The 26,583-nt window shown below is 71.5% G+C and carries 23 protein-coding genes; 7 read left to right on the top strand and 16 right to left on the bottom strand.

What is annotated here, in order from left to right; translation table 11 throughout:
- Positions 1-11 precede the first annotated feature (11 nt).
- From OG344_RS17380 to OG344_RS17370, 3 genes are all read right to left on the bottom strand, one after another.
- Positions 12-554, bottom strand: a complete 543-nt coding sequence (locus OG344_RS17380; RefSeq protein ID WP_405084014.1) for an MOSC domain-containing protein — start codon at positions 552-554, stop codon at positions 12-14.
- An 87-nt stretch (positions 555-641) separates the two neighbouring features.
- A complete protein-coding gene (locus OG344_RS17375) occupies positions 642-1,583 on the bottom strand; it encodes a hypothetical protein (RefSeq protein WP_405084013.1) in 942 nt (313 codons plus the stop codon).
- A gap of 65 nt (positions 1,584-1,648) precedes the next feature.
- A complete protein-coding gene (locus OG344_RS17370) occupies positions 1,649-2,581 on the bottom strand; it encodes an NADP-dependent oxidoreductase (RefSeq protein WP_405084012.1) in 933 nt (310 codons plus the stop codon).
- A gap of 140 nt (positions 2,582-2,721) precedes the next feature.
- Here OG344_RS17370 and OG344_RS17365 point away from each other — a divergent pair, with 140 nt between their 5' ends.
- The gene (locus tag OG344_RS17365) at positions 2,722-3,129 is read left to right on the top strand and encodes a winged helix-turn-helix transcriptional regulator (RefSeq protein ID WP_405084011.1); all 408 of its coding nucleotides are present in this window, start codon (positions 2,722-2,724) and stop codon (positions 3,127-3,129) included.
- A 53-nt stretch (positions 3,130-3,182) separates the two neighbouring features.
- On the opposite strand, the gene OG344_RS17360 is transcribed toward OG344_RS17365, so the two are convergent.
- Entirely contained in the window at positions 3,183-4,319 is a 1,137-nt protein-coding gene (locus OG344_RS17360; protein ID WP_405084010.1) for a hypothetical protein, read from the bottom strand.
- A 205-nt stretch (positions 4,320-4,524) separates the two neighbouring features.
- Positions 4,525-5,304, bottom strand: coding sequence for a 23S ribosomal RNA methyltransferase Erm (gene erm, locus OG344_RS17355; protein WP_405084009.1), 780 nt, complete (start codon positions 5,302-5,304; stop codon positions 4,525-4,527).
- A gap of 362 nt (positions 5,305-5,666) precedes the next feature.
- On the opposite strand from erm, the gene OG344_RS17350 reads away from it, so the two are divergent.
- Together OG344_RS17350 and katG are read left to right on the top strand one after the other, a co-directional pair.
- Positions 5,667-6,104 carry a Fur family transcriptional regulator gene (locus OG344_RS17350; protein ID WP_327044331.1) on the top strand — a complete coding sequence of 146 codons (438 nt, stop codon included), beginning with the start codon at positions 5,667-5,669 and terminating at the stop codon, positions 6,102-6,104.
- Between the two features lie 32 nt (positions 6,105-6,136).
- A complete protein-coding gene (gene katG / locus OG344_RS17345) occupies positions 6,137-8,371 on the top strand; it encodes a catalase/peroxidase HPI (RefSeq protein WP_405084008.1) in 2,235 nt (744 codons plus the stop codon).
- A gap of 81 nt (positions 8,372-8,452) precedes the next feature.
- Here the strand turns inward: katG and OG344_RS17340 are convergent, their stop codons facing one another.
- The 4 genes from OG344_RS17340 to OG344_RS17325 all read right to left on the bottom strand — a co-directional run bounded on the left by OG344_RS17340 (position 8,453) and on the right by OG344_RS17325 (position 11,421).
- On the bottom strand, positions 8,453-8,920 hold the full coding sequence (locus OG344_RS17340) for an HNH endonuclease (protein WP_405084007.1): 468 nt from the start codon (positions 8,918-8,920) through the stop codon (positions 8,453-8,455).
- Complete coding sequence (locus OG344_RS17335; RefSeq protein WP_405084006.1) at positions 8,917-10,275, bottom strand: AAA family ATPase; 1,359 nt, start codon at positions 10,273-10,275, stop codon at positions 8,917-8,919. Before OG344_RS17335 ends, OG344_RS17340 begins: the two co-directional genes overlap by 4 nt.
- 85 nt (positions 10,276-10,360) lie before the next feature.
- Positions 10,361-10,588: a DUF397 domain-containing protein gene (locus OG344_RS17330; protein ID WP_405084005.1), complete on the bottom strand. Its 228-nt coding sequence runs from the start codon at positions 10,586-10,588 to the stop codon at positions 10,361-10,363.
- Positions 10,579-11,421 carry a helix-turn-helix domain-containing protein gene (locus tag OG344_RS17325; RefSeq protein WP_405084004.1) on the bottom strand — a complete coding sequence of 281 codons (843 nt, stop codon included), beginning with the start codon at positions 11,419-11,421 and terminating at the stop codon, positions 10,579-10,581. The genes OG344_RS17330 and OG344_RS17325 overlap by 10 nt, the downstream gene beginning before the upstream one ends.
- An 83-nt stretch (positions 11,422-11,504) precedes the next feature.
- On the opposite strand from OG344_RS17325, the gene OG344_RS17320 reads away from it, so the two are divergent.
- Complete coding sequence (locus tag OG344_RS17320) at positions 11,505-11,684, top strand: ATP-binding protein (RefSeq protein WP_405084003.1); 180 nt, start codon at positions 11,505-11,507, stop codon at positions 11,682-11,684.
- A 9-nt stretch (positions 11,685-11,693) separates the two neighbouring features.
- Here the strand turns inward: OG344_RS17320 and OG344_RS17315 are convergent, their stop codons facing one another.
- Positions 11,694-13,697, bottom strand: coding sequence for an N-6 DNA methylase (locus tag OG344_RS17315; RefSeq protein ID WP_405084002.1), 2,004 nt, complete (start codon positions 13,695-13,697; stop codon positions 11,694-11,696).
- A gap of 147 nt (positions 13,698-13,844) precedes the next feature.
- On the opposite strand from OG344_RS17315, the gene OG344_RS17310 reads away from it, so the two are divergent.
- A complete protein-coding gene (locus OG344_RS17310; protein WP_327044323.1) occupies positions 13,845-14,336 on the top strand; it encodes a hypothetical protein in 492 nt (163 codons plus the stop codon).
- A gap of 39 nt (positions 14,337-14,375) precedes the next feature.
- Entirely contained in the window at positions 14,376-15,974 is a 1,599-nt protein-coding gene (locus OG344_RS17305) for a GMC family oxidoreductase (RefSeq protein WP_405084001.1), read from the top strand.
- 4 nt (positions 15,975-15,978) lie between these two features.
- On the opposite strand, the gene treZ is transcribed toward OG344_RS17305, so the two are convergent.
- From treZ to OG344_RS17280, 5 genes are all read right to left on the bottom strand, one after another.
- Complete coding sequence (treZ, locus tag OG344_RS17300; RefSeq protein ID WP_405084000.1) at positions 15,979-17,676, bottom strand: malto-oligosyltrehalose trehalohydrolase; 1,698 nt, start codon at positions 17,674-17,676, stop codon at positions 15,979-15,981.
- A gap of 62 nt (positions 17,677-17,738) precedes the next feature.
- Positions 17,739-19,937 (bottom strand): malto-oligosyltrehalose synthase, encoded by a 2,199-nt coding sequence (treY, locus tag OG344_RS17295; protein WP_405083999.1) that lies wholly within the window; start codon positions 19,935-19,937, stop codon positions 17,739-17,741.
- A gap of 137 nt (positions 19,938-20,074) precedes the next feature.
- Entirely contained in the window at positions 20,075-22,231 is a 2,157-nt protein-coding gene (gene glgX, locus OG344_RS17290) for a glycogen debranching protein GlgX (RefSeq protein ID WP_405083998.1), read from the bottom strand.
- Positions 22,232-22,702: 471 nt separating this feature from the next.
- Complete coding sequence (locus OG344_RS17285) at positions 22,703-24,043, bottom strand: sensor histidine kinase (protein ID WP_405083997.1); 1,341 nt, start codon at positions 24,041-24,043, stop codon at positions 22,703-22,705.
- Positions 24,044-24,074: 31 nt separating this feature from the next.
- Positions 24,075-24,758, bottom strand: coding sequence for a response regulator transcription factor (locus OG344_RS17280; protein WP_150940250.1), 684 nt, complete (start codon positions 24,756-24,758; stop codon positions 24,075-24,077).
- A gap of 158 nt (positions 24,759-24,916) precedes the next feature.
- Here OG344_RS17280 and OG344_RS17275 point away from each other — a divergent pair, with 158 nt between their 5' ends.
- Entirely contained in the window at positions 24,917-25,549 is a 633-nt protein-coding gene (locus OG344_RS17275) for a hypothetical protein (RefSeq protein ID WP_405083996.1), read from the top strand.
- A 28-nt stretch (positions 25,550-25,577) separates the two neighbouring features.
- On the opposite strand, the gene OG344_RS17270 is transcribed toward OG344_RS17275, so the two are convergent.
- Complete coding sequence (locus OG344_RS17270) at positions 25,578-26,246, bottom strand: DUF305 domain-containing protein (protein ID WP_327044316.1); 669 nt, start codon at positions 26,244-26,246, stop codon at positions 25,578-25,580.
- Between the last annotated feature and the right edge of the window lie 337 nt (positions 26,247-26,583).

Here is a 26,583-nt window from a genome sequence, read left to right as displayed (position 1 = left end):
CCCGAAGGGCGTCAGACCGGCTGGAGTGGGTGGTGGGGCCCGGCGGGCAGCTCGACGCGGATCGGGTCGCCCGGCCGGACCTCGCCGCCCGTCACGACGACCCCCATGATCCCGGCCTTGCGCACCGGGTTGCCATCCTCGTCGCGGTCCAGCACGGCCTTCATCAGCCCGTCCTGGAGGCCGTTGAGCTGGCCGCAGGGGTTGCGCAGGCCGGTCACCTCCACGACGGCGGAGTCGCCGAGGTGCAGCCGCGTCCCGGTGGGCAGCCTGAGCAGGTCCACGCCTCTGGTCGTGACGTTCTCCCCCATGTCCCCCGCCCGTACGGCGAAGCCCGCGTCCCGCAACTCGTCGTGCAGTTCGGCGTGGACGAGATGCACCTGGCGGAGGTTGGGCTGGCTCGGATCCCGGGCGACCCGCGACCGATGCTTGACCGTCACCCCGGAGTGGGCGTCCCCCTCCACCCCCAGGCCGGGCAGCAGCCTGACCGACTCCAGGGGCGCCTTGCTGAAGGTGTGGGTCGCGCTCCGGCTCACCGCCGTGACACTGCCGGCCATCTCCGTTCCTCCTCCGCTCACCCGGGCATGATCTCCGCTCACCCGAGCATGCTCGCATCCGTGTGCGAGCCCGGGAAGCCGGTCGCGTCAGGAGCTCAGGAGCTCCTCGCGGCGGCGGGCGAGGGACTCCTGCTCCCGGGCCAGGTGACCGCAGCGGGCGGACAGTTCGCCGACCATTCCCCCCACCCACTCGGCGACCTCGCGCACCGCCTCCCCCGTACGGGCGATCCGCTGGTGCTTGATGGCGTCGGTGATGATGTTGTCGAAGAAGACGTCGGCGAACCAGCGGGTGTCGATCTTGGGCAGCTGGGGCGCGGCGGTCACGCCGACGTCGGCGAGCTCCCGCGAGAACCGGTCGAGCGCGCCCTGGGCGTGCCAGGCCGCCTCGTCGGCCTGCCGCAGGTGCCCGTGCTCGACCATGTCGGCGAAGCCGCCGCTGCTGAACATGTCCCAGGTCGACGCGCCCCGCGCGCTCCCGAGGTGCCGCAGGACGTAGCCGACCGCCTGGCCCGCGGCCGCCCCCGCCTGCCGCGCCTCGTCGTGCTCGCGCAGGTCGGCGGTCACGTTCGCGAGCCGGGCGGCGATGTCGGAGAGCTCCCGCCCGCGCGGATCGCCCGACTCGACCAGCATCCGTTCCTTCCGCGCGAGCAGAACCTCCAACTCGTGGTGGGGGTTGCCGAGCTCCGCGAGTGACTGGTCGGCGGTGCGCAGGTCGCCGCTGAGCCACTCCAGGCGGGACCTCTGGCCGCCGACCCGCTGGCGCGCCGCCACCGCCTCGGCCCGTTCCCGGGCGAGGCGGTCCTCCTTGTTCCCGGTCAGTCCGGCCAGAAAGGCGGCGAAGCCGCCCTGCTCCAGCTTGGCGACGTCCCGGTCCTCCTTGGCGAGCTGCCGTTCCAAGTCCGCCAGCACGCCGCGAACCTCCTCGATCTGGTTGAGAAGAGTCGCACGCTGCCGCATGAGCTGGTCGCGGCGGCGGGCGCGGTCCCGCGCGTCACGGATCTCGTCGTCGATCGCACCAAAAGGAATCACATCTCACAGACGTCTGGAAACCGCCCTGATGTTCCCACCCTCGTCGCTGCGCTGTCTTCGACCGGTCAGGGGACCAGCACGATCTTCCCGGTGGTGCGGCCGGCCTGCCCCTGCTCGTGGGCCTTCGCCGCCTCGGCCAGGGGCACGGTCAGATCCACGTGAACCGTGAGCCGTCCCGCCTCGACGAGTGAGATCAGCTCCGCCAGATCGTGCGCCGAGGGACGCACGGAGACGACCTGAAGCCGGACGCCGAGCGCGGCCGCCTCCTCCGGGGTGATGCCCGGGTTGCCGCCCAGCGCCGAGACCAGCAGGCCGCCCGGCCTAAGTGCCGCCGCCGAGCGCTGTCCGTACTCACCACCCACCAGGTCGAGGACGACGTCCACCGGCCCGGCGGCCGTCACGAAGTCCTCCGCGGTGTAGTCGATCAGGGCGTCGGCGCCCAGACCACGCAGGAACTCGTGCTTGCCCGCCCGTGCGGTGCCGACGACGTACGCGCCGCGCGCCTTGGCGATCTGGACCGCCAGGTGACCCACGCCCCCGGCGGCGCGGTGGACGAGCACCCGGTCGCCCTCCTCGATCCGGGCGATGCCGGCCAGTGCCTGCCACGCGGTGAGGCCCGCCAGTGGCAGCCCCGCCGCCTGCTGCGCCGTCAGGCCGGCCGGCCTGCGGACGATCTCGTTCGGCGAGGCGAGCACGTACTCCGCGTACGCGTTGCCGGCGGCGGGGAAGCCGAGCAGCCCGAGCACCTCGTCTCCCGGAGCGAAGGCGGACACCCCCGGCCCGGCCTCCTCCACCACTCCCGACACGTCCCAGCCCACGGTGAACGGCGGGTCGCCGAGCAACGGGAAGGCTCCCGCCCGCACCGCGGCGTCGACGGGGTTGTACGCCGCCGCCTCCACCCTGACCAGGACCTGTCCCGGGCCCGGCTCCGGCCGGTCCACCTCGGTCACCCGGAGGACGGACGGCTCTCCGAAGGCCGACTGCGTGACTGCTCTCATCGCGTTCTCCTCACCTGCCGCACTGGCCGCGGGCGCCGTCCAGCGTGTCCGGCGGCCCCCTCATCGCGATCAAGCGTGGACGACCCCGTATCCGATGGAAAGAAGGCACCTTTCCGGTATATAGGTACCTTGTGGAAACCATGTCACGGCTGCGTCCCCGGGGCGCGGCGGACGCGTACCTGCGCGACTGCGCCTCCCGCAAAGTGCTGGACAGCATCGCGAACAAGTGGACCTGCCTGCTCGTGGACGCCCTGCGCGACGGCCCGGTCAGATTCGGCGCGCTGCGGCGCAGGCTCGACGGGATCACGCAGAAAAGCCTCACCCAGACGCTGCGCGCGATGGAGCGCGACGGGATGGTCATCCGGACCGTGTATCCCACGATTCCTCCCCGGGTGGAGTACGAACTGAGCGATCTCGGGCACAGCCTGGTCGTGCTGATGGAGGGCATCCGGATGTGGTCGGAGACGCACGTCGGCGAGATCGAGGCCGCGCGGGCCGCCTTCGACAGCCGGGCCACGAAGGAACCGCAACCGGTCCGGCCCGGCTGACCGCGCCCACGTGGCGGTGTCACGCCCCCGGCCGGCCCGGCGCGCTCCGCGGGTCAGGCCACCAGCAGGCCGGGCGTGTGGTGCGGATGGCGGTTTCCGCCGTTCTCGCCTCCCGGCCGGCCGGGCCTGAGGCAGGAACAGGCGGCGGCCTCCGGGGCGAGCCGCACCCGAAGAAGGTCTCCCGGGCCCGGCCAGCCGAGCAGGGCGTCGGACTCGGTCCCGGCCACACGTAGCCGCTCGCCTTCCCCCCACCCGGCGGAGACGACCGCGTACTCCGAGCCCGCCACGCTCGGTCGCTCTTCTGCCTCGCCCCACCCGGCGGAGACGACCGCGTACTCGGCTCCGGCCAGGCGCAGGCGGTGATCGATGCTGCGGAAGGGCGCCTGGGGACTCGTCGAGAGCCAGGTGAGGTGGCCCTCCAGCAGCGCTTCGGCGGCGGTCCGCAGCGCGGTGACCGCGCAGAGGCTGTGCACGCAGGCGAGCCCGGTCAGCGTGATCTCCGGAAGTCCGAAGCGCCGCAGCCCCCGCGACATCGCGACGAGACAGGCGCAACCGCTCGCCCCCAGGGTGTCCACGGTGTCCACGGCCTCCTCGACACCCCCGGCCTCGGGACAGACACCGTCACCCGTGCCCTCACCAGGGCCGCCGCACGTGCCGTCACTCGCGCCGTCACCGGGGACGGTGCCAGTCCCGCCGCCGAGGTCGGCGCCGCGTGCGCATGCGGCCTCGGGGTCCGCGCACGACAGCCTCCAGCCCAGCCAGTCGTCGCCGAGATCGAAGCCCTCGCGCTCCCCCGGGCACTCGGCGCAGTGATAGACCACCCCACCGACAAGCGGGTCGTACAGCGTGCCGTGGCAGGCCTCCGCGACCGCCCGCGCGGCCGCCCGGGCGACCTGCGCCGCCTCGGGTTGCTCCCCTACAGGTGCCGTGCTCGTCACCATGACGTGGTGACGAGCGCGCCGCACCTGTTTCAGGTCGTCACGGCCCAGGTCGATCCGCCGCCAGGGAGACCGGGCCGAGCGGAACGCCTCCACCGCCAGCCGGGGCGTTCCGAGCGCCTCCCTCGCGCTCCGCCGATGGGCCGGGCCCATCCGCCAGGGCACGACCGACGAAAGGTCGACCGGCGTGCGGTCGGTGACCACGACGAAGACCGACGAGGTCTGCGGGGGCACGGGATAGGTGATACGCATGGCTCCTCCTCGAAGGGTGCTGCGTACGCGGACCGCCGGAACGGCCGCGCGATCCGCCGCGGGAAGTGCCGGAGGAACGGTCGCACACCGCGCCGGCCGCTCCTCCGATCGCCGCGGTGCACAGCCTGCGCCATTTCCGCGCCAGGCGTCCCACCCGAACGCCGCTCTGTGGATAACCGGCTCATCGAGACGACCGGGACCGCCCTCAGGGCCGGGCTCGTCCACAGGCCGGCACCGTGTCACGCCACAGGGAGGCCCACTGCTCGGCGCTGAGGTCCTTCGGCAGCGCGTACGGCTTCACGCGCGTGGCGTGTGCCCAGTCCCGTACGGCCTGGCGGTCCACGCGCCCGGCGCGTTCGACGATCTCCAGGAGACCGCGCCCGCGCCCGGTGAAGACCCGCCGCACGAAGTCCTGGTACGGACCCCGTTCGCCGACCAGGGGCACCGGCCTCCGCCTGATGCTGAGCAGGCCGCCGTCGACGGAGGGAGCCGGCCGGAACGCCCGCGCCGGCACCCTCGAACGCACCTCGAACTCGTACCAGGGCCACCAGACGGCCGTGAGCATGCTGGCTCCGCCGACTCCGGCCCGTCGCCTGGCCACCTCCCACTGGACCAGCAGCACCGCCTCCTCCCAGCCGTTCGCGGCGAGAAGCCGTCGCATGATCGAGGTCGTCAGATGGAACGGCACGTTCCCGACGACCACATGAGGATGGCGGGGGAACCGGAACCGCAGGATGTCGGCGTTGACGACCTCGACGTTCGGCGGGACATGCCGGGCCAGGCGGCCCGCCCGCCGGGGATCGATCTCCACCGCCGTCACCGGCCTGCCGTACCGGCTCAGGGGCAGCGTGAGCGCCCCGTCTCCCGCGCCGAGCTCGACGATCGGGCCGGTCGTCTCCGCGACGAGATCGCCGATATGGGCGATGACCGCATCGTCGACGAGGAAGTTCTGCCCGAGTTCCTGTCGTCCGCCCTGATGAACCATGAAAGTCGCTCCGCGAATCACGCGATCGGAGCCGGGCAGCACGAAGCACCGCACCGGCGTGGGACACCGATGGCGGCGGAGCCGAGCAGAGGAAGGTACCGGGCCGGTCCGCCGCTAGGAGCGGCGGATCCGTACGAAGCACGGGAAGGCGAGCATGAGCGTCACCCTAGCGAGGCCGCTCGACGAGTCGCACGACGTTTTTCACCGGCGTGTCCGCACGGCACAGGCGTCCCGCTTCCCCAGGGGACCTCCAGCCCGTCGCGCGGGCAGGGGCGGGCAGGGGCGGGCGTTACCCTTAATGTCACAAACTTGGACGATTCGATGACTTGAACTGTTCATGTTTAGGGCGATAGGTTGGCGCCATGACCGCACCCAGGACTCCGACCACCGCCGAGGAGCTGCGCGGCGTCGGCCTGCGGGTGACGGCCGCCCGTGTCGCGCTGCTGGAGACCGTCCGGCACGGCGACCACCTCGACGTCGAGACGATCGCGTCTGGGGTCCGTGACCGCGTGGGCCACATCTCTCTCCAGGCCGTCTACGAGGCCCTCCACGCGCTCACCTCGGCGGGACTCATCCGCCGCATCGAGCCGGCCGGCAGCCCGGCCCGGTTCGAGGGCCGCGTCGGTGACAACCATCACCACATCGTTTGCCGGTCCTGCGGTGTCGTCGCGGACGTCGACTGCGCGGTCGGCGAGGCCCCCTGCCTGACCTCTTCGGACGACCACGGCTTCGCCATCGACGAGGCCGAGGTCATCTACTGGGGCCTGTGCCCCGGTTGTTCCAGCGCCCGCAGCTCCTGAGCCCCATGATCCGCTGATTCAGAAGGATTTCCATGACTGAGAACCATGACGCGATCGTTGTCGACCCGAAGACGGAGGGCGAGGGCGGCGGCTGCCCGGTCGCGCACGGGCGTGCCCTGCACCCCACCCAAAGCGGTGGAAACCGCCAGTGGTGGCCGGAGCGGCTCAACCTGAAGATCCTCGCCAAGAACCCCGCCGTGGCCAACCCCCTCGGCGAGGAGTTCGACTACGCCGCGGCGTTCGACAGCCTCGACCTCCCGGCCGTGAAGCGGGACATCGCCGAGGTGCTGACGACCTCGCAGGACTGGTGGCCGGCCGACTTCGGGCACTACGGCCCGCTCATCATCCGGATGGCCTGGCACAGCGCGGGCACCTACCGCATCAGCGACGGCCGCGGCGGCGCCGGCGCGGGTCAGCAGCGTTTCGCCCCGCTCAACAGCTGGCCCGACAACGCCAACCTCGACAAGGCCCGCCGCCTGCTGTGGCCGGTCAAGAAGAAGTACGGCAAGAACATCTCGTGGGCCGACCTCATGATCCTCGCCGGCAACGTCGCGCTTGAGTCGATGGGCTTCACGACCTTCGGCTACGCCGGCGGCCGTGCGGACGTCTGGGAGTCCGAGGAGGACGTCTACTGGGGTCCCGAGACCACCTGGCTCGGCGACGAGCGCTACACCGGCGACCGGGAGCTCGAGAACCCCCTCGCCGCGGTGCAGATGGGCCTCATCTACGTCAACCCGGAGGGCCCGAACGGCAACCCCGACCCGCTCGCCTCGGCCCGCGACATCCGTGAGACGTTCCGCCGGATGGCGATGAACGACGAGGAGACGGTCGCGCTGATCGCGGGAGGCCACACCTTCGGCAAGACCCACGGCGCCGGCCCGGCCGACGCCGTCGAGGCCGACCCCGAGGCGGCCCCGATCGAGCAGCAGGGTCTCGGCTGGAAGAACACGTACGGCACCGGCAGGGGCGGCGACACGATCACCAGCGGCCTTGAGGTCACCTGGACGCCCACCCCGACCACCTGGGACAACAGCTTCTTCGAGGTGCTGTTCGGCTACGAGTGGGAGCTGACCAAGAGCCCCGCCGGCGCCAACCAGTGGAAGCCGAAGGACGGCGCCGGCGAGGGCACCGTCCCCGATGCCCACGACCCGTCGAAGCGCCAGGCCCCGAAGATGCTCACCACCGACCTCGCGCTCCGGTTCGACCCGATCTACGAGCAGATCTCGCGGCGCTTCCTGGAGAACCCCGACGAGTTCGCGGACGCCTTCGCCCGGGCGTGGTACAAGCTGACCCACCGCGACATGGGCCCGGTCGTGCGCTATCTCGGCCCGGAGGTTCCGTCCGAGGTGCTGCTGTGGCAGGACCCGCTGCCCGAGCGGACGTACGAGCTGGTCGAGGCCGCGGACATCGCCTCCCTCAAGGAGCGGATCCTCGCCTCCGGCCTGCCGGTGTCGCAGCTGGTGTCCACCGCCTGGGCGGCGGCGGCGTCCTTCCGCGGCAGCGACAAGCGCGGCGGCGCCAACGGCGGCCGCATCCGCCTTCAGCCGCAGAGCGGGTGGGAGGTCAACGACCCCGACCAGCTCGCGGCGGTGCTGAGCGCCCTGGAGGGTGTCCAGCAGGAGTTCAACGCCGCCCAGAGCGGTGGCAAGCAGGTCTCGCTGGCCGACCTGATCGTGCTGGCCGGATGCGCCGCCGTCGAGAAGGCCGCCAAGGACGCGGGTTACGACATTGAGGTGCCCTTCACGCCGGGCCGCGTGGACGCCTCGCAGGAGCAGACGGACGTCGAGTCGTTCGCCGCGATCGAGCCGAGCGCGGACGGCTTCCGCAACTACTACGGGAAGGGTAACCGGCTGCCGGCCGAGTACCTGCTGATCGACCGGGCTAACCTGCTCAACCTCAGCGCCCCCGAGTTGACGGTCCTCGTCGGCGGCCTGCGGGTCCTGGGCGCCAACCACCAGCAGTCGAAGCTGGGCGTCCTCACCGAGACCCCGGGCGTGCTGACCAACGACTTCTTCGTCAACCTGCTCGACCTGGGCACCGAGTGGAAGTCGACGTCCGAGGACCAGACCGCGTTCGAGGGCCGCGACGCCGCCACGGGCGAGGTCAGGTGGACCGGCAGCCGCGCCGACCTCGTCTTCGGCGCCAACTCCGAGCTGCGCGCGGTCGCGGAAGTATACGCGAGCGACGACGCCAAGGAGAAGTTCGTGACCGACTTCGTCAAGGCGTGGGACAAGGTCATGAACCTCGACCGGTTCGACCTGCGCTGATATCACCACCATTCGGGCCGGCCCCACTCGGGCCGGCCTGAACGCTGTCCGCCCAAGAACCCAGCCGAGCAGGCATACCGGCTAGGACCACAAGTGCAGGGCCGGGTCTGCGAGCGCGTCGACGACCTCCCTGCCACGTAGGACACGGTCCGCGAGTTCCAGGTGCTCGTACGGATCCTCGGCGGAAGGATCGACAAGCAGCGTGGTTCCGTCTTCGTCCCGGGGAAACGACTCCCGCTTCTGATGGCTGTTGCAGTGGGAGCACGCCAAGAGGTGGTTGAGCCAGTCGAAGGCGCGTAACGGCGCCTCGGCGAGCGGCTCGAAATGGTCGATGTCCGTCCCGAGCCCGTCACCGCAGTACATGCACCGTCTGATGCCTGTGGCCATCTCGGTGAGATGGTGCGTCAACTGCCCTCGGATGCCTTTGGCGGCCTTCCAGTCGGTTCGCGCCGCCGAGCCGACTGCCTGCTTTTCCCGCAGTCTCTTAGTGCGATCGCGGAGCTGCTCGGCCAGCTCGGGGGGAAGCGCCAGACGATGTAGGCGAATCATGGTGTGTCGGCGATCCTCGCGGCCACCTCGTCCACTCGCGTGGTCAGCGTACTGCTGAGCATTTCGCGTAGACGGTCGTACTCCTTGAGTTCTTCCGGGGTCGCACTTCCGCGAAGGACCGATCGTTCGAGGGCGGTCAGCCTGCGCCGAAGTTCTTCGGCGCGTTCGGAGTATGGCGAGTCGATGCCGAAAAGGTCCGTGAGCAGCGCGTCGTCGCCACTGCCGTACACGATGCGTTCGTACAACTCTTCCTCGACAACTCGGGGAGGAATGTCCTCGTCCACTCCCGGAAGCCGGATCAATCCGCCGGGGTCCGCGCTCTGACAGATGTAAGGGCTGTGCGAGGTGACGATGAACTGAATAGCCGGGAAGTGTGCCTTCAGCCACTCCCCGATTCGCTTCTGCCAGCTCACATGCAGATGAACGTCGATCTCATCAATGAGCACCACACCCGGAGTGCGAATGACAGGATTCCCCGTCTCCGACCTCTCCGCACCGAGAAGGGCGGCGATCTCGCCTGCGTACGTCTGGCTCATGTGCCGCACCAGGTCGAGGACCAGCGCAGTGACGGTGCGATAGCCGTCACTCATCTCCCTGAGCGCGATCAAACGGCCGTCCCGCTCGGCCCACAGACCCTCGCTGTCCACGCGGACGACCCGGAAGCCGTCGGGGAGCAGCCCGTCGTTCAGAAGATCGATGACGAAGGACAGCAACTGCCCGGCTCCCGGCCGCTTCTCCAGCCGCCGTAGGTGCAGGTCGATCAGCCAGCTCACGCTCTCAGCGAGGGACGCGTCTTCGTGGAAGAGCGTGGCCAGACGAGCGACAGGACCCGTCGTCATCATGAGCCGCTGAGCGTCCGCCGATCCGCCGACCAGTCGGCGGAACGGACCATATCCCGCGACGAACCAGCCTTGCGGGTTCTCCCTCCACGGACCAAAGACAGCGGGCCGGTTGTGAGTGCCGTGCAGGGTTGGCTGCCCGCCGTATTGTCCGGACTCGTCGAGCTGTTGCATCGACCACGTCAGGCGCAACGAAAAGGGGTGCCTCGGGCTCTGTTTGAGGACGGGAAGGAATCCGTCCCATTTGTGGTCTGTGCCGATCTTGGCTTCGACGAAGCCTCCACGTTGATCGTCCGAGACCCAGGCGTCAAAGGCGGGCATCAGGCTACGGGCGACGAGTGGACCGACCGTGGCCAGTGCCAGCGCGCGGAGCAGCGTGGTCTTGCCGGAACCGTTGCGGCCTGCCAGGACCGTCCAGCCGGCGTGACTGCCGTCGGGACGGGTGAGACGAAGGTCCACGCTGCGGGGCCCGGAGAACCCGCGAATGCCGGAGACCCTGACCTCGGCGAGGTACATCGTCCGCTCCCGTTCCCTGGTCGTGCCGTGCCTTCTTGAACCTTAGGACTACCCGGGACACGACCCGTACTGAGCGGGTGGGAGCTCAGGGAATCGGCTCGAACTCGCCGGCCCGTACGCCGAGGAGGAATGCCTTCCACTCCTCGGGGGTGAAGAACAACGCGGGCCCGTCGGGGTCCTTCGAGTCGCGCAGGGCGATCAACCGGCCGCTCTTGTGGTCAGGTCCTCCGTCGACCTCCGCCACCTCGACACAGTCGCCGCCGTTGTCGCCGGAGAAGCTCGACTTGCGCCAGCGGGCGGTGTTCAGGTCCATTTGTCCTCCATCGCCTTCCTGATCAGTTCGAGGGACATGGCCAGCGGAAGCGCCTCGGTGCGGATGGCCTCGAACCGCTCGATCGCCGCCGCGACGTCCTCCACGTCGCTCGTGGTGATGCCTCGGACGGCGGTCTCCGCATACAGGACATCGCTTCCGCCCTCCAGAGTCGCGATGACGAACCCTCCGAGCAACCCCGAATGCATCCCATGTGGAACAATCTGGACGCTCAGTCGGGGCCCGACCACCGCGACCAGGTGTTCGAGCTGCTCGCGCATGACTGCCGGGCCACCGATCGGACGGTACAGCACCGCCTCGTCCAGGACACATCGGAAGATCGGTGGCTTCGGGTCCTCACGGGTGAGGATGCCCTGCCGGTTCAGGCGAGCCGCCACCGCTTCTTCACTGCCCCGCAGAACCGTCCGAGCGTACGCCTCGGTCTGCAGCAGGCCGGGCACCAGGAGCGGCTGGTAGGTCCGCAGCGTGGTGGCGACCTGCTCCTTGTCGCGCCATTTACCGAACCAGGAGGGGAAGACCTGGCCCTTGCGCCAGTCGAGCAGGCGGAGCAGCGCGCCGCCGGTGGACAGCGCCTCGTCGCAGCACTGTGCGAACTCCGGGCTGGCCGGAAGGTGACCGGTCTCGATACCGCTGATCAGGGACTCGCTGAAGTGCACCTTCTGGGCCAGTTGCGCCTGCGTCAGGCCAACCGCCTGCCGGTAATGGCGCAGCTCCCTGCCCCATATCGCCTGCGGCGAAAAGGATGTGGCCGTCGACTGGAACGCGGCCGAGGACGTCCCGGAGGTCGCCGAACTCCTGGCGTCAGAACTCGTCACCAACGCGCTCACCCACGGCATCACCGGCGCAACGGCGGCGAGCACGATCCGCGTCACCGTCAGCCGGGAATGCCCTGCTCGTCGTGGACGTCCACGACCCCTGCCCCGCGCTCCCCCGGCTTCGCACGGCCGGCTCGCTCGACGCGTACGGCCGGGGCCTCGCGATCGTCCAGGCGTTCTCCCACCACTGGGGCTGGGCCCCCACCCCGTACGGCAAGTCGGTCTGGTTCCAGCTTCTCGCCTGGCCGTCGGCGGCTGCCTGAGCGGACCGCTCACGGCCGGCGGCCGTGCTCGCCCGGCTGGACCACTCCGTGGGTGAGGCCGTCGGCCACCAGCCGGGCCAGGTCCTCGCCGAGCGCCGCGGCCTCGCGCAGGGCCGCGCGGAAGTCGGCCAGGCGCCGGAACGCCTCGCCGTACCGGCGTTGCTCGGCCATCGGGAGCAGCGGCACCTCCGCGCGCCGTACGTCCACGCGGTAGCGGGAGGACATGGTGCTGTAATGCCGGACGTTGATGGACGCGCACACGAACCCGGCGAGGAAGTAGGGGTCGAGCGCCTCCGGGTCGGGCCGCAGCAGGGACAGGTGTGGCCCGAGCAGGGCGCCGCCGGTCGTCAGGACCCGGGCGACCGGAGCGGCGACGACCTGCGGCACCACCACGTCACCGGGTCGCGTGACGACCGCCTTCTCGTCGGCCCGCCGCGCGCCGGTCGCCGCGCGTCCCTCCAGCACGTCCTCGGCGGTGAGCACGGGCAGCCCGTACGGCGGCTCCGGTCCCTCCGCCAGACCCGCGGGCCCCAGGGCGAGCAGGCCCCGCCGCACCAGCTCGGGCAGTGGGACCAGCACGAGGTCCTCCGGCGGCGGCCCCGCGACGCCGGGCATGAGGCCGGAGACCCGGTCGATCAGCTCGCCCAGCCGGTCACGCGCCCCGGTGAGGCGTTCCTGTGACACGTCGTCGGCGGCCGTGGACAGATAGCGGGCGGGAGTGAGGTCCACGTCCTCGTCGAGCAGGTCGACGAGCGGGACGGACCGGCTCACCTCCGTCTCGTCCAGCCGGAGCCCCTCCCCGAACTCCCGCCACGCCTCGACGGCCACCCTGGCGTAGTCGTCCTGCCTGCCCGAGGTGTCGACCATGAGGACGTGGCTCGGCGTGCCGCCCTCCGCCGGCTGGCGCAGGATCCACAGCGTCAGCCCGACCGCGACGTTGGGCACGACGCCCTGCGGGAGCGCGATGACCGCGCGCAGCGCGCCGCGCCGCAGGAGCTGGGCCCTGATCCGCCGCCCCGACCTGCGGGCGGCGACGGCCGGCGGCATCAGGAGGACCGCCACGCCGCCGGGCGCGAGGTGGGCGAGCGCGTGCTGCACCCAGGCCAGTTCGGGCTCCACGCGCGGCGGCAGGCCATACTCCCACCGGGGATCGGCGGTCAGCTCCTCGTAGCCCCAGTTGCGGTCGTTGAACGGCGGGTTGCACACCACGGCGTCCACCAGCTCGCCGGGAAAGGCGTCCGCGCGCAGGGAGTCGCCCGCCCTGATCCGCACGTTGTCGCTGCGCAGCGCGAGCCGTACGGCGGTGAGCCGGGCCGACGCGGGGTCGACGTCCTGGCCGAACAGGCGGGCCCCGGGCGAGCGCTCCAGCGCGCGGCCGAGGATGCGCCCGGAACCACAGGCCGGGTCGAGCACGGAGCCGACGCCCTCGCCCACGAGGTCGAGCGCGAGCATCACGATCTCGGCCGGGGTGGAGTAGACGCGCCGGGTGTGCACCTCGAAGTACCGCTCGCGCAGGAACTCGAAGGTGGCCGGGGCGCCGCGCTCCTCCGCCAGCGCGGCGATCGACCTGACCAGCGGCATCCTGGCCGGCGCGAGCGCATCGGGGAACGCCCGGTCGCTGATGGTCGCGGCGCAGGCGGCCCTGACCCTGTCCGGGATCGCCCGCGCGACCGTCTCGTCGTCTCCGGACGCGAGCTTCTCCCAGTCGCCCGCCTCGTGCCGCAGGTAGACGAGGAAGGCCCCGAGGTCGGCGATCAGGTCGGCGAGCTCGTCGTCGTCGGCCGTCATGCGCAGTTCCTGCCAGAGCCACTCGTCCGGGGGCAGCTCCCTGCCCTCCGCGTGCCCGCGCAGCCAGTCACGGACTTCGGCGAGCGAGAACGCCGGGCTGGTGGACGTGCCGCCCACGGGCTGGGGGAAGTCATCGTGGCGGCGCCGCCAGTTGCTCACCGCCGCACGGCCCACACCGGCCATGCGGGCGATGTCGGCCGCGGTGACGTGTACGTCTCGGCGCACGTCCACCGTCCTTCCCCCCCGTTCTACGAACAGAGGGGACGATAACCCACACCCGGGACACAGGCAACGTCGCGTCAAAGTCTGGTTGATGGCGTCAACACATGGTTCAATGGACGGCAAGCCTCGTCACAGAAGGGACCAGGGATCGTGACCTCTCCCATCACGCGCCTCCGGTCGCTGCGCCGCGGACGCGCGATCCATCTCCTGGACATCGAGAACCTCGCCGGGTCCCCCCGGCCCACGACGTACGACGTGCGGCAGACGATGGGCGCCTACCGGCACGCGGTGCCGATCGGGCCGCTCGACCAGTTCATCGTCGCGGTCAACCACAGCGCGCTCGTGCCGGTCGGGGTGGCGATGACGCTCGCGCTCGGCGGCGTGCAACTGCTGGTCCGGTCCGGTCCCGACGGCGCCGACCAGGCCCTCGACGAGGCCGCCCGTACGGACCGGGTCGACCTGCGCTTCGAGCGGGTCGTGATCGGGTCGGGCGACGGTTACTTCGCCGACCTGGCCGGGTGGCTGGCGGGATGCGGCCTGCACGTCACCGTCGCCTCCCAGCGTGACCGCCTGAGCTGGCGGCTCTACACGGCGGTCCCCGACACCGTCACCTTCTCACTTCCCGTTTCCCAGGCCGCCTGAGGCCTATCCTCGCCGGATCGGCGAGGGCAGGATGAGAGCGTGATCGACTATCTGGTGATCGGAGCCGGGTCTGCCGGATGCGTCCTGGCCAACCGGCTGTCGCAGGATCCGTCCGTCCGTGTGCTGCTCGTCGAGGCGGGCGGCGCCGACCGCCACCCGCTCTATCAGGTGCCCAAGGGCTTCGGAAAGCTCTTCGACGATCAGCGGAAGGTCTGGCACTACCGGACACAGCCGTTCGGCCCCGATGGTCAGGCAGAGATATGGCCGCGCGGCCGGGCTCTCGGCGGGTCGAGCTCCATCAACGGAATGGTGTACAACCGCGGCCACCGCGCCGACTACGACGAACTCGTACGGCTCGGCAACCATGGCTGGGGCTGGGAGACGATGCTGCCGATCTTCCGTGCCATGGAGGACAACGCCCTGGGCGCCACGGCGACCCGCGGAGCGGACGGGCCGCTGCATGTCTCCTCTCCACGCGACCCCGATCCCCTGTGTGACGAGATGATCGCCTCCGGTGTGTCGCTCGGCCTGACCGCCGTGGCCGACGTCAACGAGTCCGACGACGAACGCGTCGGCCACGCGATGGCGACCATCAAGGACGGGCGCCGGTTCAGTGCGGCGCGGGCCTTCCTGCACCCGGTACGCGACCGGGGCAACCTCACCGTCGTGACCGGGACGACGGTGACCGGGCTACTCTTCGAGGGCGACAAGGTCGTCGGAGTCACCGCGAGGAAGGCCGGCGGCGCCGTGGCCGAGTATCGCGCCACCCGGGAGGTCATCCTGTCCCTGGGCAGCCTGGGCACGCCGAAGCTGCTGCAGTCGTCCGGCATCGGCCCCGCGGAGGTGCTGCGGGCGGCCGGGGTGGGGGTCAGGCTGGACCGGCCGATGGTCGGCGCCCGTATGCGCGAGCACCGGTGCCTCGCGCTGAAGTTCCGGCTGAAGGACGATCTCGGCTACAACCGCATGCTGTCCACGCCGCTGCGGCAGGGCGTCACCGCGCTGCGCTATCTCCTCAACCACAAGGGCCCGCTGGCCGCGCCGGCGTACGACGTGATCGCCTTCCTCAAGACCCGGCCCGAGCTGGACCGGCCGGACGCCCAGCTGCTGATGGGGCCGTGGTCGGTGGCCACCTACCGGGCGGGCGAGACGGTCACGGTCGAGCGGCGGCCCGGGGTCTCGGTCGTCGCCGAGATCCTCCGCCCGACCGCGGAGGGCAGCGTGGCCATCACCTCCGCCGACCCCGGCGCGCCGCTGCGCATCGAGCCCAACTACTTCGGCTCCGAGCACGACCGGCGCGTCGGCGTCGATCTCTTCCGCCGGATGCGCGAGTACTTCGCCCAGGAGCCGATCGCCGGACGGCTGGCGTCCGAGACGTTCCCCGGCCCCCAGGTGGGCTCCGACGAGGAGATCATCGACGCGGCGCTGGGCGGCGGCTACTGCGGTTACCACGCCATGGGCACCTGTGCCATGGGCCCGGGCGACGACGACGTGGTCGACTCGCGGCTGCGCGTACGGGGCCTCGACAACCTGCGGATCGTCGACTGCTCCGTGCTGCCCACCATGGTCTCGGGCAATCTGAACGGCCCCATCATGGCGATGGCCTGGCACGCCGCGGACCTCATCCGCGGCGCGACCTGATCGCTCACACCTCGGCGATGGCGAGGGAGCGTGCGGGGAGATCGAGGACGTGATCGGTCAGGCTGGCCGACTCGTCGGAGGCGAGCAGGAGGCGCGAGGCGGCGAGCCGTACGGAGACGGGGCCCGCGGCCAGGTTGGCGGCGACCCGCAGCGAGCCGCGTTCGATCACCACGACCCGGCGCTCCTCGTCCACGTCGACCCGCACCCGGTCCATCCGGGGGTCGGTGAGGTCGGGATGCGACCTGCGCAGGGCGATCAGGGCGCGGTACCAGTCCAGCAGTGAGGCGTGCTCGTCCTTCGACAGCTCCTCCCAGTCGAGCTTGGACCGCAGGAAGGTGTCCTCCTCGCCCGGCTCGGGGGCCTTCCACTCGTAGCCGAAGCCCTCGAACTCCTTCCTGCGCCGCTCGCCCTCGCCCTCGGCGAGGTGCGGCTCGAAGTGGTCGGTGAAGAAGTAGAACGGCGTGGTGGCGCCCCACTCCTCGCCCATGAACAGCATCGGCGTGAACGGCGAGGTCAGCAGCAGGCCCGAGGCCAGGCGGAGCTGGCCGGGCCGCATGCGGTCGCCCTCGGGCCGGTTGCCGATCTGGTCGTGGTTCTGCGCGCAGCAGACGAACCGGTGCCCGGGGATCCCGGCGGCCGGGCGGCCGTGCGAGCGGCCCCGGAAGGACGAATAGGTGCCGTCGTGGAAATATCCGGAGGTGAGCACCTTGGCCAGGGACGACAGCGTGCCGAAGTCGCCGTAGTAGGCGTTCGTCTCGCCGGTGACGTTCGCGTGGATGGCGTGGTGGACGTCGTCGTTCCAGCTCGCGTGCATGCCGAGGCCGCCGGCCTCGCGCGGGGTGACCATGCGGGGGTCGTTGAGGTCCGACTCGGCGACGAGCGTGAGCGGGCGGCCCACCGCGGCGGACAGCGCGTCGATCTCCACCGACAGCTCCTCCAGGAAGTGGACGGCGCGCTTGTCGTGCAGCGCGTGCACGGCGTCGACGCGCAGCCCGTCGACGTGGTAGTCGCGCAGCCACTGCAGGGCGTTGTCGACGAAGTAGCGCCGCACCCCGTCCGAGCCGTACCCGTCCAGGTTGACCGCGTCGCCCCAGTAGGACCCCTTCGCGTCATGGAAGTACGGCCCGAACTTCGCCAGGTAGTTGCCCGACGGCCCGAGGTGGTTGTAGACGACGTCGAGGATCACGCCGAGACCGGCCCGGTGACAGGCGTCCACCAGGCTCTTCAGCCCGTCCGGCCCGCCGTACTCCTCGAAGACGGCGTACAGCTCCACGCCGTCGTATCCCCAGTTGCGGGTGCCCGGGACGGGCGGGACCGGCATGATCTCGACGAAGTCGACGCCGAGGTCCACCAGGTGGCCGAGCCGGTCGGCCACCCCCTGGAAGGTGCCCTCGGGCGAGAACGTGCCGACGTGCAGCTCGTAGATCACCCCGCCGCGCAGGTCGCGGCCGCGCCAGCCCTGGTCGGTCCAGGCGAACCTGTCGTGGTGGTAGACCCGGCTCGGGCCGTTCACGCCGTACGGCTGCCGCCGGGTCCGGGGGTCGGGGAAGGGCCCCTCGCCGTCCACGTGGAAGGCGTAGTCGCGGTCGTGCTCGTCGCCGGGCGCGGTCCACCAGCCGCCCTCGCCCGGCGCCATCGCGTGCCGGGCGTCCTCGTACTCGACCTCGACCCGCGCCGCCCCCGGCGCCCAGACCTCGAACATTCCTCGTCTCCCCTTACCGGCCAAGCCCCTACCGACCAGGCCCCTACCGAAAGCCCTGCTGGTCACGCTTCGAGCATCGCCACCGGATGGGCGGACAGCAGGCCGGCTATCCGCACCTCCCCGGCGTGCTGCGCTCCCGTGAGCAGGTCGCGCCAGCGTCCCGGCGGCAGCGTGATCGTCTCACTTCCCCAGCCGCCCCGGCGCTCCAGCCCGGCCGGCAGCCGGGTCGCGACCACGACCGCGGCCGTTCCCCGCCCGGGGACGCCCCTGGTGAACGCGACCGCGTGCTCCCCCGCCTCGATCGGCGCGTACGGCGCCTCGGGGTCGAGCCGCCCCCGCAGGCCGAGCGCGGCGGCGGTGACCCGGATCTTCTTGCCGTCCCAGCTGTCGTCGGGCTCGGCGAGCAGCCGGCGGCGGCGCTCGAAGTCCACCGGCCGCCGGTTGTCCGGGTCCACCAGCGAGAAGTCGGTGATCTCGGTGCCCTGGTAGACGTCCGGGACACCCGGCATCAGGAGCTGGACGGCCTTCTGCCCGAGCGAGTTGACCCGGGCGTACCGGTCGACGACCTCGGTGAACGAGGCGACCGAGTAGCCGCAGACGTCCATCGCCCGCCGGGCGAAGTCCCTGATCCCCTCCTCGTACTCGGGGTCGGGATCGACCCACGAGATGGCCGTCTTGGCCTCCCTGGCCGCCTTGAGCAGGTAGTCGGTGAAGCGGTCGAGGGAGATCGGCCAGGCCGCCATCAGCGACTGCCAGGCGAGGTAGTCGAGCCGGGGGTCGAACGACACGACCGCCGACCACGAGTCGACCGCCATCGTCCACTCCTCGGGCAGCTCCGAGAGCACCGCGAGACGGGCCCGCACGTCCTCCGACCGCTTCGTGTCGTGGGTGGACAGCGTGGTCATCGTGCGCGGCGGCAGCCCGGCGCAGAACTCGTGGAACTCGGCCGGCGAGACCCCGAACCGGTCGGGCTCCCCGCCCACCTCGTTGAGGCAGGCCAGCGGATACCACCGGTAGAGCGCGGTGTCCTCCACGCCCTTGGCCATGACGGGCCCGCAGGTCTGCTGGAAGCGGGTGACCGCGTCCGGCGGGCCGTACAGGACGAGGTCGGCGGCCTTGGCCACGGCGTCGGGGTCGGTGCGGCCGGCCGCGAGCCGGGCCGCCTCCGCGACGATCGCCTCCGCGTCGGCGGACGGCCGCTCACCCGGGTTCACGTACGCCCGGTAGACGGGCATCGCGGCCAGCAGCTCCACGACGGCCTCGCGCAGCGCCGGGTCGCCGAGGCCGGTGGTCAGCCGGTCGACCTCCCCGCGGAAGAACAGGTCGATGACGTGCTTCTTGGCGTCGTGGCGCACGGTCTCGTAGTCGTCGCGCACGCCGGTGTGGCGGCCGAAGGTCTCGATCAGCGCGTCGCGGCCCGCCGGGTCCACGAACAGCCGGGTGACCATGTTGAGCGCGTCGTAGCCGGTGGTCCCGTCGCACGGCCAGTCGGCGGGCAGCCGCTCGCCGTCGATCAGGATCTTCTCCACCCACAGCGGGCCCGGCACGTGGGGGCGCAGCCACCGGAGATAGCCGCGGGGGTCGGCCAGGCCGTCGGGGTGGTCGACGCGCAGCCCGTGGAGCACGCCCTCCTCGATGAGGCGGAAGGTGACGGCGTGGGTCTCCCGGAAGACCTCGGGGTCCTCCACCCGCAGGCCCATCAGCGACGACACGTCGAAGAACCGCCGGTAGCCGGGGCTCTCCCGCCAGTGGGCCAGCCGGTAGTGCTGGGCCTCCAGCAGCTCCGGCAACGGCAGATCCTCCGTGCCGGGCCTGATCGGGAACGCGTGGTCGTGGTAACGCAGCACGTCACCCTCTATATGGACCGCCTCGTCCGCGTCGTCGCCGAGCAGCGGCAGGGTCACCGGCCACTGGAAGTCGAACCACCGGGAGGCCGGCGACCCGGGCCCGTCCCGCAGCGCCGCCCACAGCCGCGCGTTGTCCGACTCCGGCACCGGCACGGTCATGTGGTTGGGCACGATGTCCGACACCAGCGGCATGCCCTCGGCCGCCAGCGCCCGCAGGCCCTCCTCGCCGCCGAACTCCTCGCGTACGCGGGTGTGGTCGGTCACGTCGTAGCCGTGCAGGGAGTCGCGGCACGCCTGCAGGATCGGCGACAGGTAGAGGTGGCCGGCCCCCAGCTCCCGGAGATATCCGACGAGGCCGGCGGCCTGCGCGAAGCCGAAGTCAGGCGTCAGCTGCACGCGGTAGGTAGAACTCACTGGACCGCCCTTCGAAACACGTTCCCGGCGCGGAGAACCGCCGGGCAGTGTCCGTACTTGCCCGCCTGCCCGGCGGCTCACACCAACGGCACTCTAACGGGCCGTCCCCGCTGGTCAGGACGGCCTCGTCACGGCGGTCACGACGTACGGCGGACCCGGCGCAGGACCCGCACAGACCGGCCGGTGACCGGCACCGCCTCACCGGCCCGGCACATCCGCGACTCGCTCTGCCCCGGCATCGCCGTGTCCAGCTCGGTGCACCACAGCTCGCCGTAGTTCTTCGGCACGGTGAACTTGAGCATCTCGTGGTGGGCGTTGAACAGCAGCAGGAACGAGTCGTCGGCGATCCGCCTGCCCCTGCTGTCGGGTTCGGTGATCGCGTCGCCGTTGAGGAAGACCGCCAGCGCCTTGGCGTAGCCGTTCGTCCAGTCGGCGTCGGCCATCTCGGTGCCCGACGGGGTGAGCCAGGCGATGTCGCTCAGCTCGTGGTGGGAGCCGCGCACGGCGCGGCCGTAGAAGAAGCGGCGGCGCCGGAAGACGGGGTGGTCGCGGCGCAGCCGGGCGAGGCGCCGGGTGAACTCGAGGAGCTGCCGCCTCTCGACCGTCCCCGCGTCCTCCTCGGCGGTGGCCCCGGCCTCCAGCACGGCGCCCCAGTCGACCCAGCTGATCTCGTTGTCCTGGCAGTAGGCGTTGTTGTTGCCCTGCTGGGTGCGGCCGATCTCGTCGCCGTGCGACAGCATCGGCACGCCCTGCGACAGGAACAGCGTGGCCAGGAAGTTGCGCTTCTGCCGCTCGCGCAGCTGCGCGACCGGGCCGGTCGCCGGGCCCTCGACGCCGCAGTTCCAGGACCTGTTGTCGTCCGCGCCGTCGCGGTTGTCCTCGCCGTTGGCCTCGTTGTGCTTGCCGTCGTACGACACGAGGTCCTGCAGCGGGAAGCCGTCGTGGCAGGTGACGAAGTTGATCGACGCGGCGGGGCGGCGGCTGTCGTCCTGGTAGAGGTCGCTCGACCCGGTCAGGCGGCTCGCGAACTCGGGCAGCGCGGCGGGCTCGCCCCGCCACAGGTCGCGGATCGTGTCGCGGTAGCGGCCGTTCCACTCGGTCCAGCGGGCCGGGAAGTTGCCGACCTGGTATCCCCCCGGGCCGACGTCCCACGGCTCGGCGATGAGCTTGACCTGCGACAGCACCGGGTCCTGCTGGACCAGGTCGAAGAACGCGCTCAGCCGGTCGACCTCGTGCAGCTCGCGGGCCAGCGACGCCGCGAGGTCGAAGCGGAACCCGTCCACGTGCATGTCGCGCACCCAGTAGCGCAGCGAGTCCATGATCAGCTGGAGCGCGTGCGGGCTGCGCATGAGCAGGCTGTTGCCGGTGCCGGTGGTGTCCATGTAGTAGCGGCGGTCGTCCTCGACCAGCCGGTAGTAGTTGGCGTTGTCGATGCCCCGCATGGACAGCGTCGGGCCCAGGTGGTTGCCCTCGGCCGTGTGGTTGTAGACGACGTCGAGGATCACCTCGATGCCCGCCTCGTGCAGGGCCTTCACCATCGCCTTGAACTCCAGCACCTGCCCGCCGCGCTGGCCCGAGCTCGAGTACGCGTTGTGCGGCGCGAAGAAGCCGATCGTGTTGTAGCCCCAGTAGTTGGCCAGCCCCCGCTTCTCCAGCATGTGGTCGGTCACGAACTGGTGGACCGGCATCAGCTCGATCGCGGTGACCCCGAGCGCGGTGAGATGGTCGATGATCTCCGGGTGCCCGAGCGCGGCGTACGTGCCGCGGATGCGGTCCGGGATCTTGGGGTGAGTGATCGTCAGGCCGCGCACGTGCGCCTCGTAGAGCACCGTGTCGTGGTACGGCGTGGCCGGGGGACGGTCGTGCCCCCACCCGAAGAACGGGTTGACGACCACCGACCGCGGCACGTACGCCGCCGAGTCGCTGTCGTCCCGGCTGTCCGGCTCGCCGAAGCGGTAGCCGTACACCGCCTGGTCCCAGTTGACCGAGCCGTCCACCGCCTTGGCGTACGGGTCGATCAGGAGCTTGTTGGGGTTGCACCGCAGGCCCTCGGCGGGCGAGTAGGGCCCGTGGACGCGGTAGCCGTACCGCTGGCCCGGCCCGACGCCCGGGAGATAGCAGTGCCAGACGAAGCCGTCCACCTCGGCCAGCGACACGCGCTCCTCGTTGCCCTCGTCGTCGAACAGGCACAGCTCGACCCGCTCGGCCACCTCGCTGAAGAGCGCGAAGTTGGTGCCCGCGCCGTCGTACGTCGCCCCGAGAGGATAGGAATCCCCCGGCCAGATCTCCCTCACTGGACCTCCTCGCCGTCCGGCTCGGCGGTCCTGCCGGGAAGCCCCCGGAGTCCACCGGCTCTATGGTCGCGATCGTGCCCGGTCCGGTCCCGTCCGGGACGGCCGCTCACCCGATCGTGATGCTGAGTGTCGTTCACAAGACATCGTGCCTGCCCGCAAAAGGCTCCGACAGTCGCGCCACGTTAACTGCGTGTATGGCAAAGGGGTGAACCGGCCATCGACGAGCAAAGCGCCGCCCGTTCCGGGCATCTACGCCGCGAGCTGGCCCTACGCGCCGAATCTGGGACACCTCATCCTTTCGTCGTCCGTCTCCGGCCGGTCACCCACCGCAGTCGCGGCGGCCCCCACCGGCCCTCACCGGCCCTGGATCGACCCGCTGATTAACGGTCCTTCCCGATGTGCCTTCCCCCGGCGGGGGTTACGGACACCGGAAACCGGCGGGTCATCGGGCCGGTCATCAGGCCGGGCCGGTCACCGGACCGGCGAGGTGGCCGCGCCCCCGCGGGCGCGGCGCAGCAGGCCGCGGCGGGGGGCGGCGGCGCGGCCGTCGGTGCGCAGCCACAGGTTGACGCCGGTGCCGCCGAGCGCCGAGTGCTCGACGCGCACTCCGCCGCCCGTCGACTCGGCGAGGCGGCGGGCGATGTCGAGGCCCAGGCCGGTGGAGCCCGCCCCGCTGTTGCCCCGCCGCAGCGCCTTCTCGGGATCGGGGATGCCCGGGCCGGCGTCCGCGACCAGGACGCCCACGATGCCGCTCCCCCGGTGCAGGGTGACGCGGAAGGCGGTGCCCTGCGGGGTGTGCCGGAAGACGTTGCCGAGCAGCGCGTCGACCACCGCGCCGAGGTCGGCGGCGGCGACCGGCACGGGGGTGGTCTCGTCGGCGCCGACGAGCTGCCACGGCCGCCCCTGGTCCTCGGCGAGCGCCGACCAGAACGCGAGCCGTTCGCACAGCACGAGCGCGGCGTCGCAGCCCGCCGGCACGGCCCGGCGGGCAGGCCGCCGGGACGCCTCGATGATCTCGTCGACCGCGTGTTCGAGCCGGTCGATCGCGAGCCTGCGCTGCTGCTCGGCCTCCGGGCCGCTGCCGCCGAGGTTGAGCCGCAGCGCGGTGAGCGGGGTGCGCAGCCGGTGCGACAGGTCGGCGGCCAGCTCACGCTCGGCCGCGAGCAGCACCGCCACCTGGTCGGCCATCGCGTTGAAGGCGCGCCCCGCGGCCACCAGCTCGGGCGGGCCGTCCGGGATGATGCGGACCGACAGGTCGCCCGCGCCGAGCGCGGCGGCGGCCTGCCCGAGCCGCCGGGCGGCCCGCACCACCCGGGCCCCGAGCCGGTCGGCCACCACCACCGACCCCACCACAAGGGTGACGGCGACGCCGGTCAGCACGGCCCACGAGGTGGAGACTCCCTTCTTGGCGTCCGCCTCGGGCGCGTACGCCTCGATGACGGCGCTCCGCCCGCCGCCCAGCGCGACGGGCCTGAGCAGGACGTATCCGTTGGCGACCGGCACCGTCCTGGCCCGTTCCGCGGCGTTCGCCACGTCGGCGGGGCCGACCCGGGAGCGGCCGACGGTCCGCCCGCCGGACAGGTGGACGGCCAGGCGCGAGACCCCCGCGGGCGTGGTGGCCAGCGCGCGTTCGAGCGCGGCCACGTCGTCGGTGAGCACCAGGGCGGGCACGATCGTGGCTGCCTGCCGCTCGGCGTCCGCCAGGGCCCGGCTCTCCGCGATCTCCATGACCCCCACGGCCAGCGGGATGAGGAACGCCAGCGCGACCATCGCCGTCACGGCGACCGCCACCAGGGCCAGGCTCCGTCGCACCGTGCTCCCCGCCGCTCCCGCCGCCGGACTCTCAGGCCTCTGCGGGAGGGCTGAGACGTACGCCCACACCCCGCACGGTGTGCAGGTAGCGGGGACGCGAGGCGCTCTCGCCGAGCTTGCGCCGCAGCCACGACAGGTGCACGTCGATGGTCTGGTCGTCGCCGTACGACTGCCGCCAGACCTCGGCCAGCAACTGCCTGCGTGAGATCACCCGGTCGGGGCGGGCGGCGAGGTAGGCGAGCAGGTCGAACTCCCTGCGGGTGAGGTCGAGCGGCACGCCGTCGAGCCGCGCCTCCCTGCGGTCGGCGTCGACGACCAGGCCGCCGACCTTGACGACCGACGCCGGTGTCCCCGGCCTCGCCCGTCTCAGCACGGCCTCCAGCCGGGCGTTGAGGTGGTCGCCCGAGAACGGTTTGACCAGGTAGTCGTCCGCGCCGTCGCGCAGCAGGCGGACGATCTGGGCCTCGTCGTCACGGGCGGTGGCGACGATGACCGGCACGTCGGAGATCGCCCGGAGCATCTTCAGGGCCTCGGCGCCGTCGAGGTCGGGCAGCCCCAGGTCGAGGATGACCACGTCGGGGGCGACGTGGGCGATCTCCCGCAGCGCGTCGAGCGCCCGGCCCGCGCTGCGGACGGCGTGGCTGCGCCCCGTCAGATCGCGGATGATCGCGGAACGGACGAACTCGTCGTCCTCCACCACCAGAACGGTCGCCATGGGGCAGAAACGTACACTCTTCACCCCTGTCGCGTCCGCCGAAGAGCGATCCGGAAAGTACGGATCAAGGGAGATTCGCCCCGCCTTTATGCCCTTATAGATCATCCGAAAACCAGTCAGGACGGGAGATCCGGACACGAGATAGAGTGAGCGGCCACATGAGACGGTCCACCGGTTACATGATCGCCTGGTGCGGGGCCACCGCGCTGGCCGTCGGTGTGTCCTGGCTCGGCGTGCGCGACGTGCTGCGCAGTGCGCTCCTGGACGACGCCCCCCTCGCCCCGGTGGTGGCCGTCGCCGCCCCGGTCACCGCCTACGCGGCTCTTCCGTCCGCCGATCCGGGGACCGATCCGGACGCGGCCCCCACTCCCGGCCCGGAGTCCCCGCCCCCGTCTCCGTCCTTGTCACGGTCGCCGTCACCGGCACCGCGCCCGGCTCGGCGGAACGCGACCGCCACCACGTCGCCGGCGGCCCCCTCCTCTCCCACGGCCCGCACCGACCGTCCGGACGACGGGGCGGGATCGGCCCCGCCCCCGCCGAGCGCCCGGCCGCGCCGCGACCAGGCGGAGGAGACCCTGCACACGTTCACCCTGAAAGGCGGGCGGGCGACGATCGCGGTCACCTCACGGGACTGCCGGGTCGTCACGGCCACGCCGAACGACGGCTACCAGGTCAAGGTCTGGGAGGAGGAGCAGTGGCTGCGCGTCGCCTTCCTCCGGGAGGTGCACGAGTCGTCGGCCTTCTGCGCGTGGAACGCCCTGCCGCCCAGGCTCGACACGTACGAGCGCTGAGCCGGCGGCCCGGCCGGGCGGCCGGGGGTCACTTCAGCTTGGCGAGGTACTCCTTCAGCTCCTTGACCTCGGCGGACAGGGCCGTGGAGATCGCAGTGGCCAGCGCCTTCCCGCCCTCGAAGGCGCCCTTCTCCTGCTCGGCGCCCGCGATCGCGATCGCCCCGCCGTCGTGTTTGATCATCAGGGTCGTGAACCGCTTGTCGAAGGCGGGGCCGCTCAGCTTGGCGAGCGCGTCGACCTCGGCCCGCGTCTGCGTGCCGGGCATCTTGTGGTCGCGCGGCAGCGGCTCGGCGCCCCACATGTCGAGCCAGCCCTTCAGCGTGCGGATGTCGGTGTCGCGGGCCGACAGGATGCGGGAGGCCATGTCCCTGACCCAGGGGTCACCGGCCCGCGTCTGGGCGAGCGTGGCCAGGTCGACGGCCTGGAGGTGGTGCGGGATGATCTTTCCGGCGAACGCCACGTCGGCGGCGTTGTGATCGGCCGGCGTCTCCGCACCGCCGGGATCGGCCGGCGTGGCGGTGACGGTCGTGCCCTCCGAGGGCTCGGCGGCGGCGGCCGAGGCCGGGGCGGGGGCCGGAGAGGGGGCGGCGCCGTCCGCCCCGCCGCAGCCGGCGAGCAGGGCCATCGCGAGCACGGCGGTCAGCGTGCCTGTCAGGCCGGGGTTTACAGGGAGCGGGCGGCGGGGGGCGGTCGTCACTGGGGGGCCTTTCCGGTCGGGGCTGGGGGACGGCGGGGACGGCCACCGGGGCCGGGCGTGGGCTTCCGGCTCGGGTCGGGCCGCGGGCCCCGCGCCACACCGGCCCTGGTTCCTGGCGGAGGACCCTACCGCCATACCGCCACCGTCACCACGCCGTAACGGGCGCCCACCATCCGCCGACCCGCCCGCTTTACGGCATATTTACTCTAATTTACGGACAAGGTGGACATATAGGGTCAAACCGAACTTCTACTACCCCAAGCAACCCCAGTGCTCTAGCCTCCAACTATGTCAAACAGGAGCGAAACTCTACGAAAGGTTTCACACCGAGGAAACC

Source organism: Microbispora sp. NBC_01389 (assembly GCF_045040095.1).
Classification (GTDB): Bacteria; Actinomycetota; Actinomycetes; order Streptosporangiales; family Streptosporangiaceae; genus Microbispora.
The sequence above is the reverse complement of the archived record's forward strand: the minus strand, read 5'-3'. Positions and strand labels throughout refer to the sequence as shown.

What these genes read in the sequence shown, in the direction of transcription:
- OG344_RS17350 (WP_327044331.1), top strand. Translation starts at nt 5,667, where the DNA reads ATGACCGCACCCAGGACTCCGACCACCGCCGAGGAGCTGCGCGGCGTC.
- OG344_RS17330 (WP_405084005.1), bottom strand. Translation starts at nt 10,588, where the DNA reads ATGGACCTGAACACCGCCCGCTGGCGCAAGTCGAGCTTCTCCGGCGAC.
- OG344_RS17340 (WP_405084007.1), bottom strand. Translation starts at nt 8,920, where the DNA reads ATGATTCGCCTACATCGTCTGGCGCTTCCCCCCGAGCTGGCCGAGCAG.
- OG344_RS17280 (WP_150940250.1), bottom strand. Translation starts at nt 24,758, where the DNA reads ATGGCGACCGTTCTGGTGGTGGAGGACGACGAGTTCGTCCGTTCCGCG.
- katG (WP_405084008.1), top strand. Translation starts at nt 6,137, where the DNA reads ATGACTGAGAACCATGACGCGATCGTTGTCGACCCGAAGACGGAGGGC.
- OG344_RS17380 (WP_405084014.1), bottom strand. Translation starts at nt 554, where the DNA reads ATGGCCGGCAGTGTCACGGCGGTGAGCCGGAGCGCGACCCACACCTTC.
- treZ (WP_405084000.1), bottom strand. Translation starts at nt 17,676, where the DNA reads ATGTTCGAGGTCTGGGCGCCGGGGGCGGCGCGGGTCGAGGTCGAGTAC.
- OG344_RS17275 (WP_405083996.1), top strand. Translation starts at nt 24,917, where the DNA reads ATGAGACGGTCCACCGGTTACATGATCGCCTGGTGCGGGGCCACCGCG.
- OG344_RS17360 (WP_405084010.1), bottom strand. Translation starts at nt 4,319, where the DNA reads ATGCGTATCACCTATCCCGTGCCCCCGCAGACCTCGTCGGTCTTCGTC.
- OG344_RS17370 (WP_405084012.1), bottom strand. Translation starts at nt 2,581, where the DNA reads ATGAGAGCAGTCACGCAGTCGGCCTTCGGAGAGCCGTCCGTCCTCCGG.
- OG344_RS17365 (WP_405084011.1), top strand. Translation starts at nt 2,722, where the DNA reads ATGTCACGGCTGCGTCCCCGGGGCGCGGCGGACGCGTACCTGCGCGAC.
- erm (WP_405084009.1), bottom strand. Translation starts at nt 5,304, where the DNA reads ATGGTTCATCAGGGCGGACGACAGGAACTCGGGCAGAACTTCCTCGTC.
- OG344_RS17335 (WP_405084006.1), bottom strand. Translation starts at nt 10,275, where the DNA reads ATGTACCTCGCCGAGGTCAGGGTCTCCGGCATTCGCGGGTTCTCCGGG.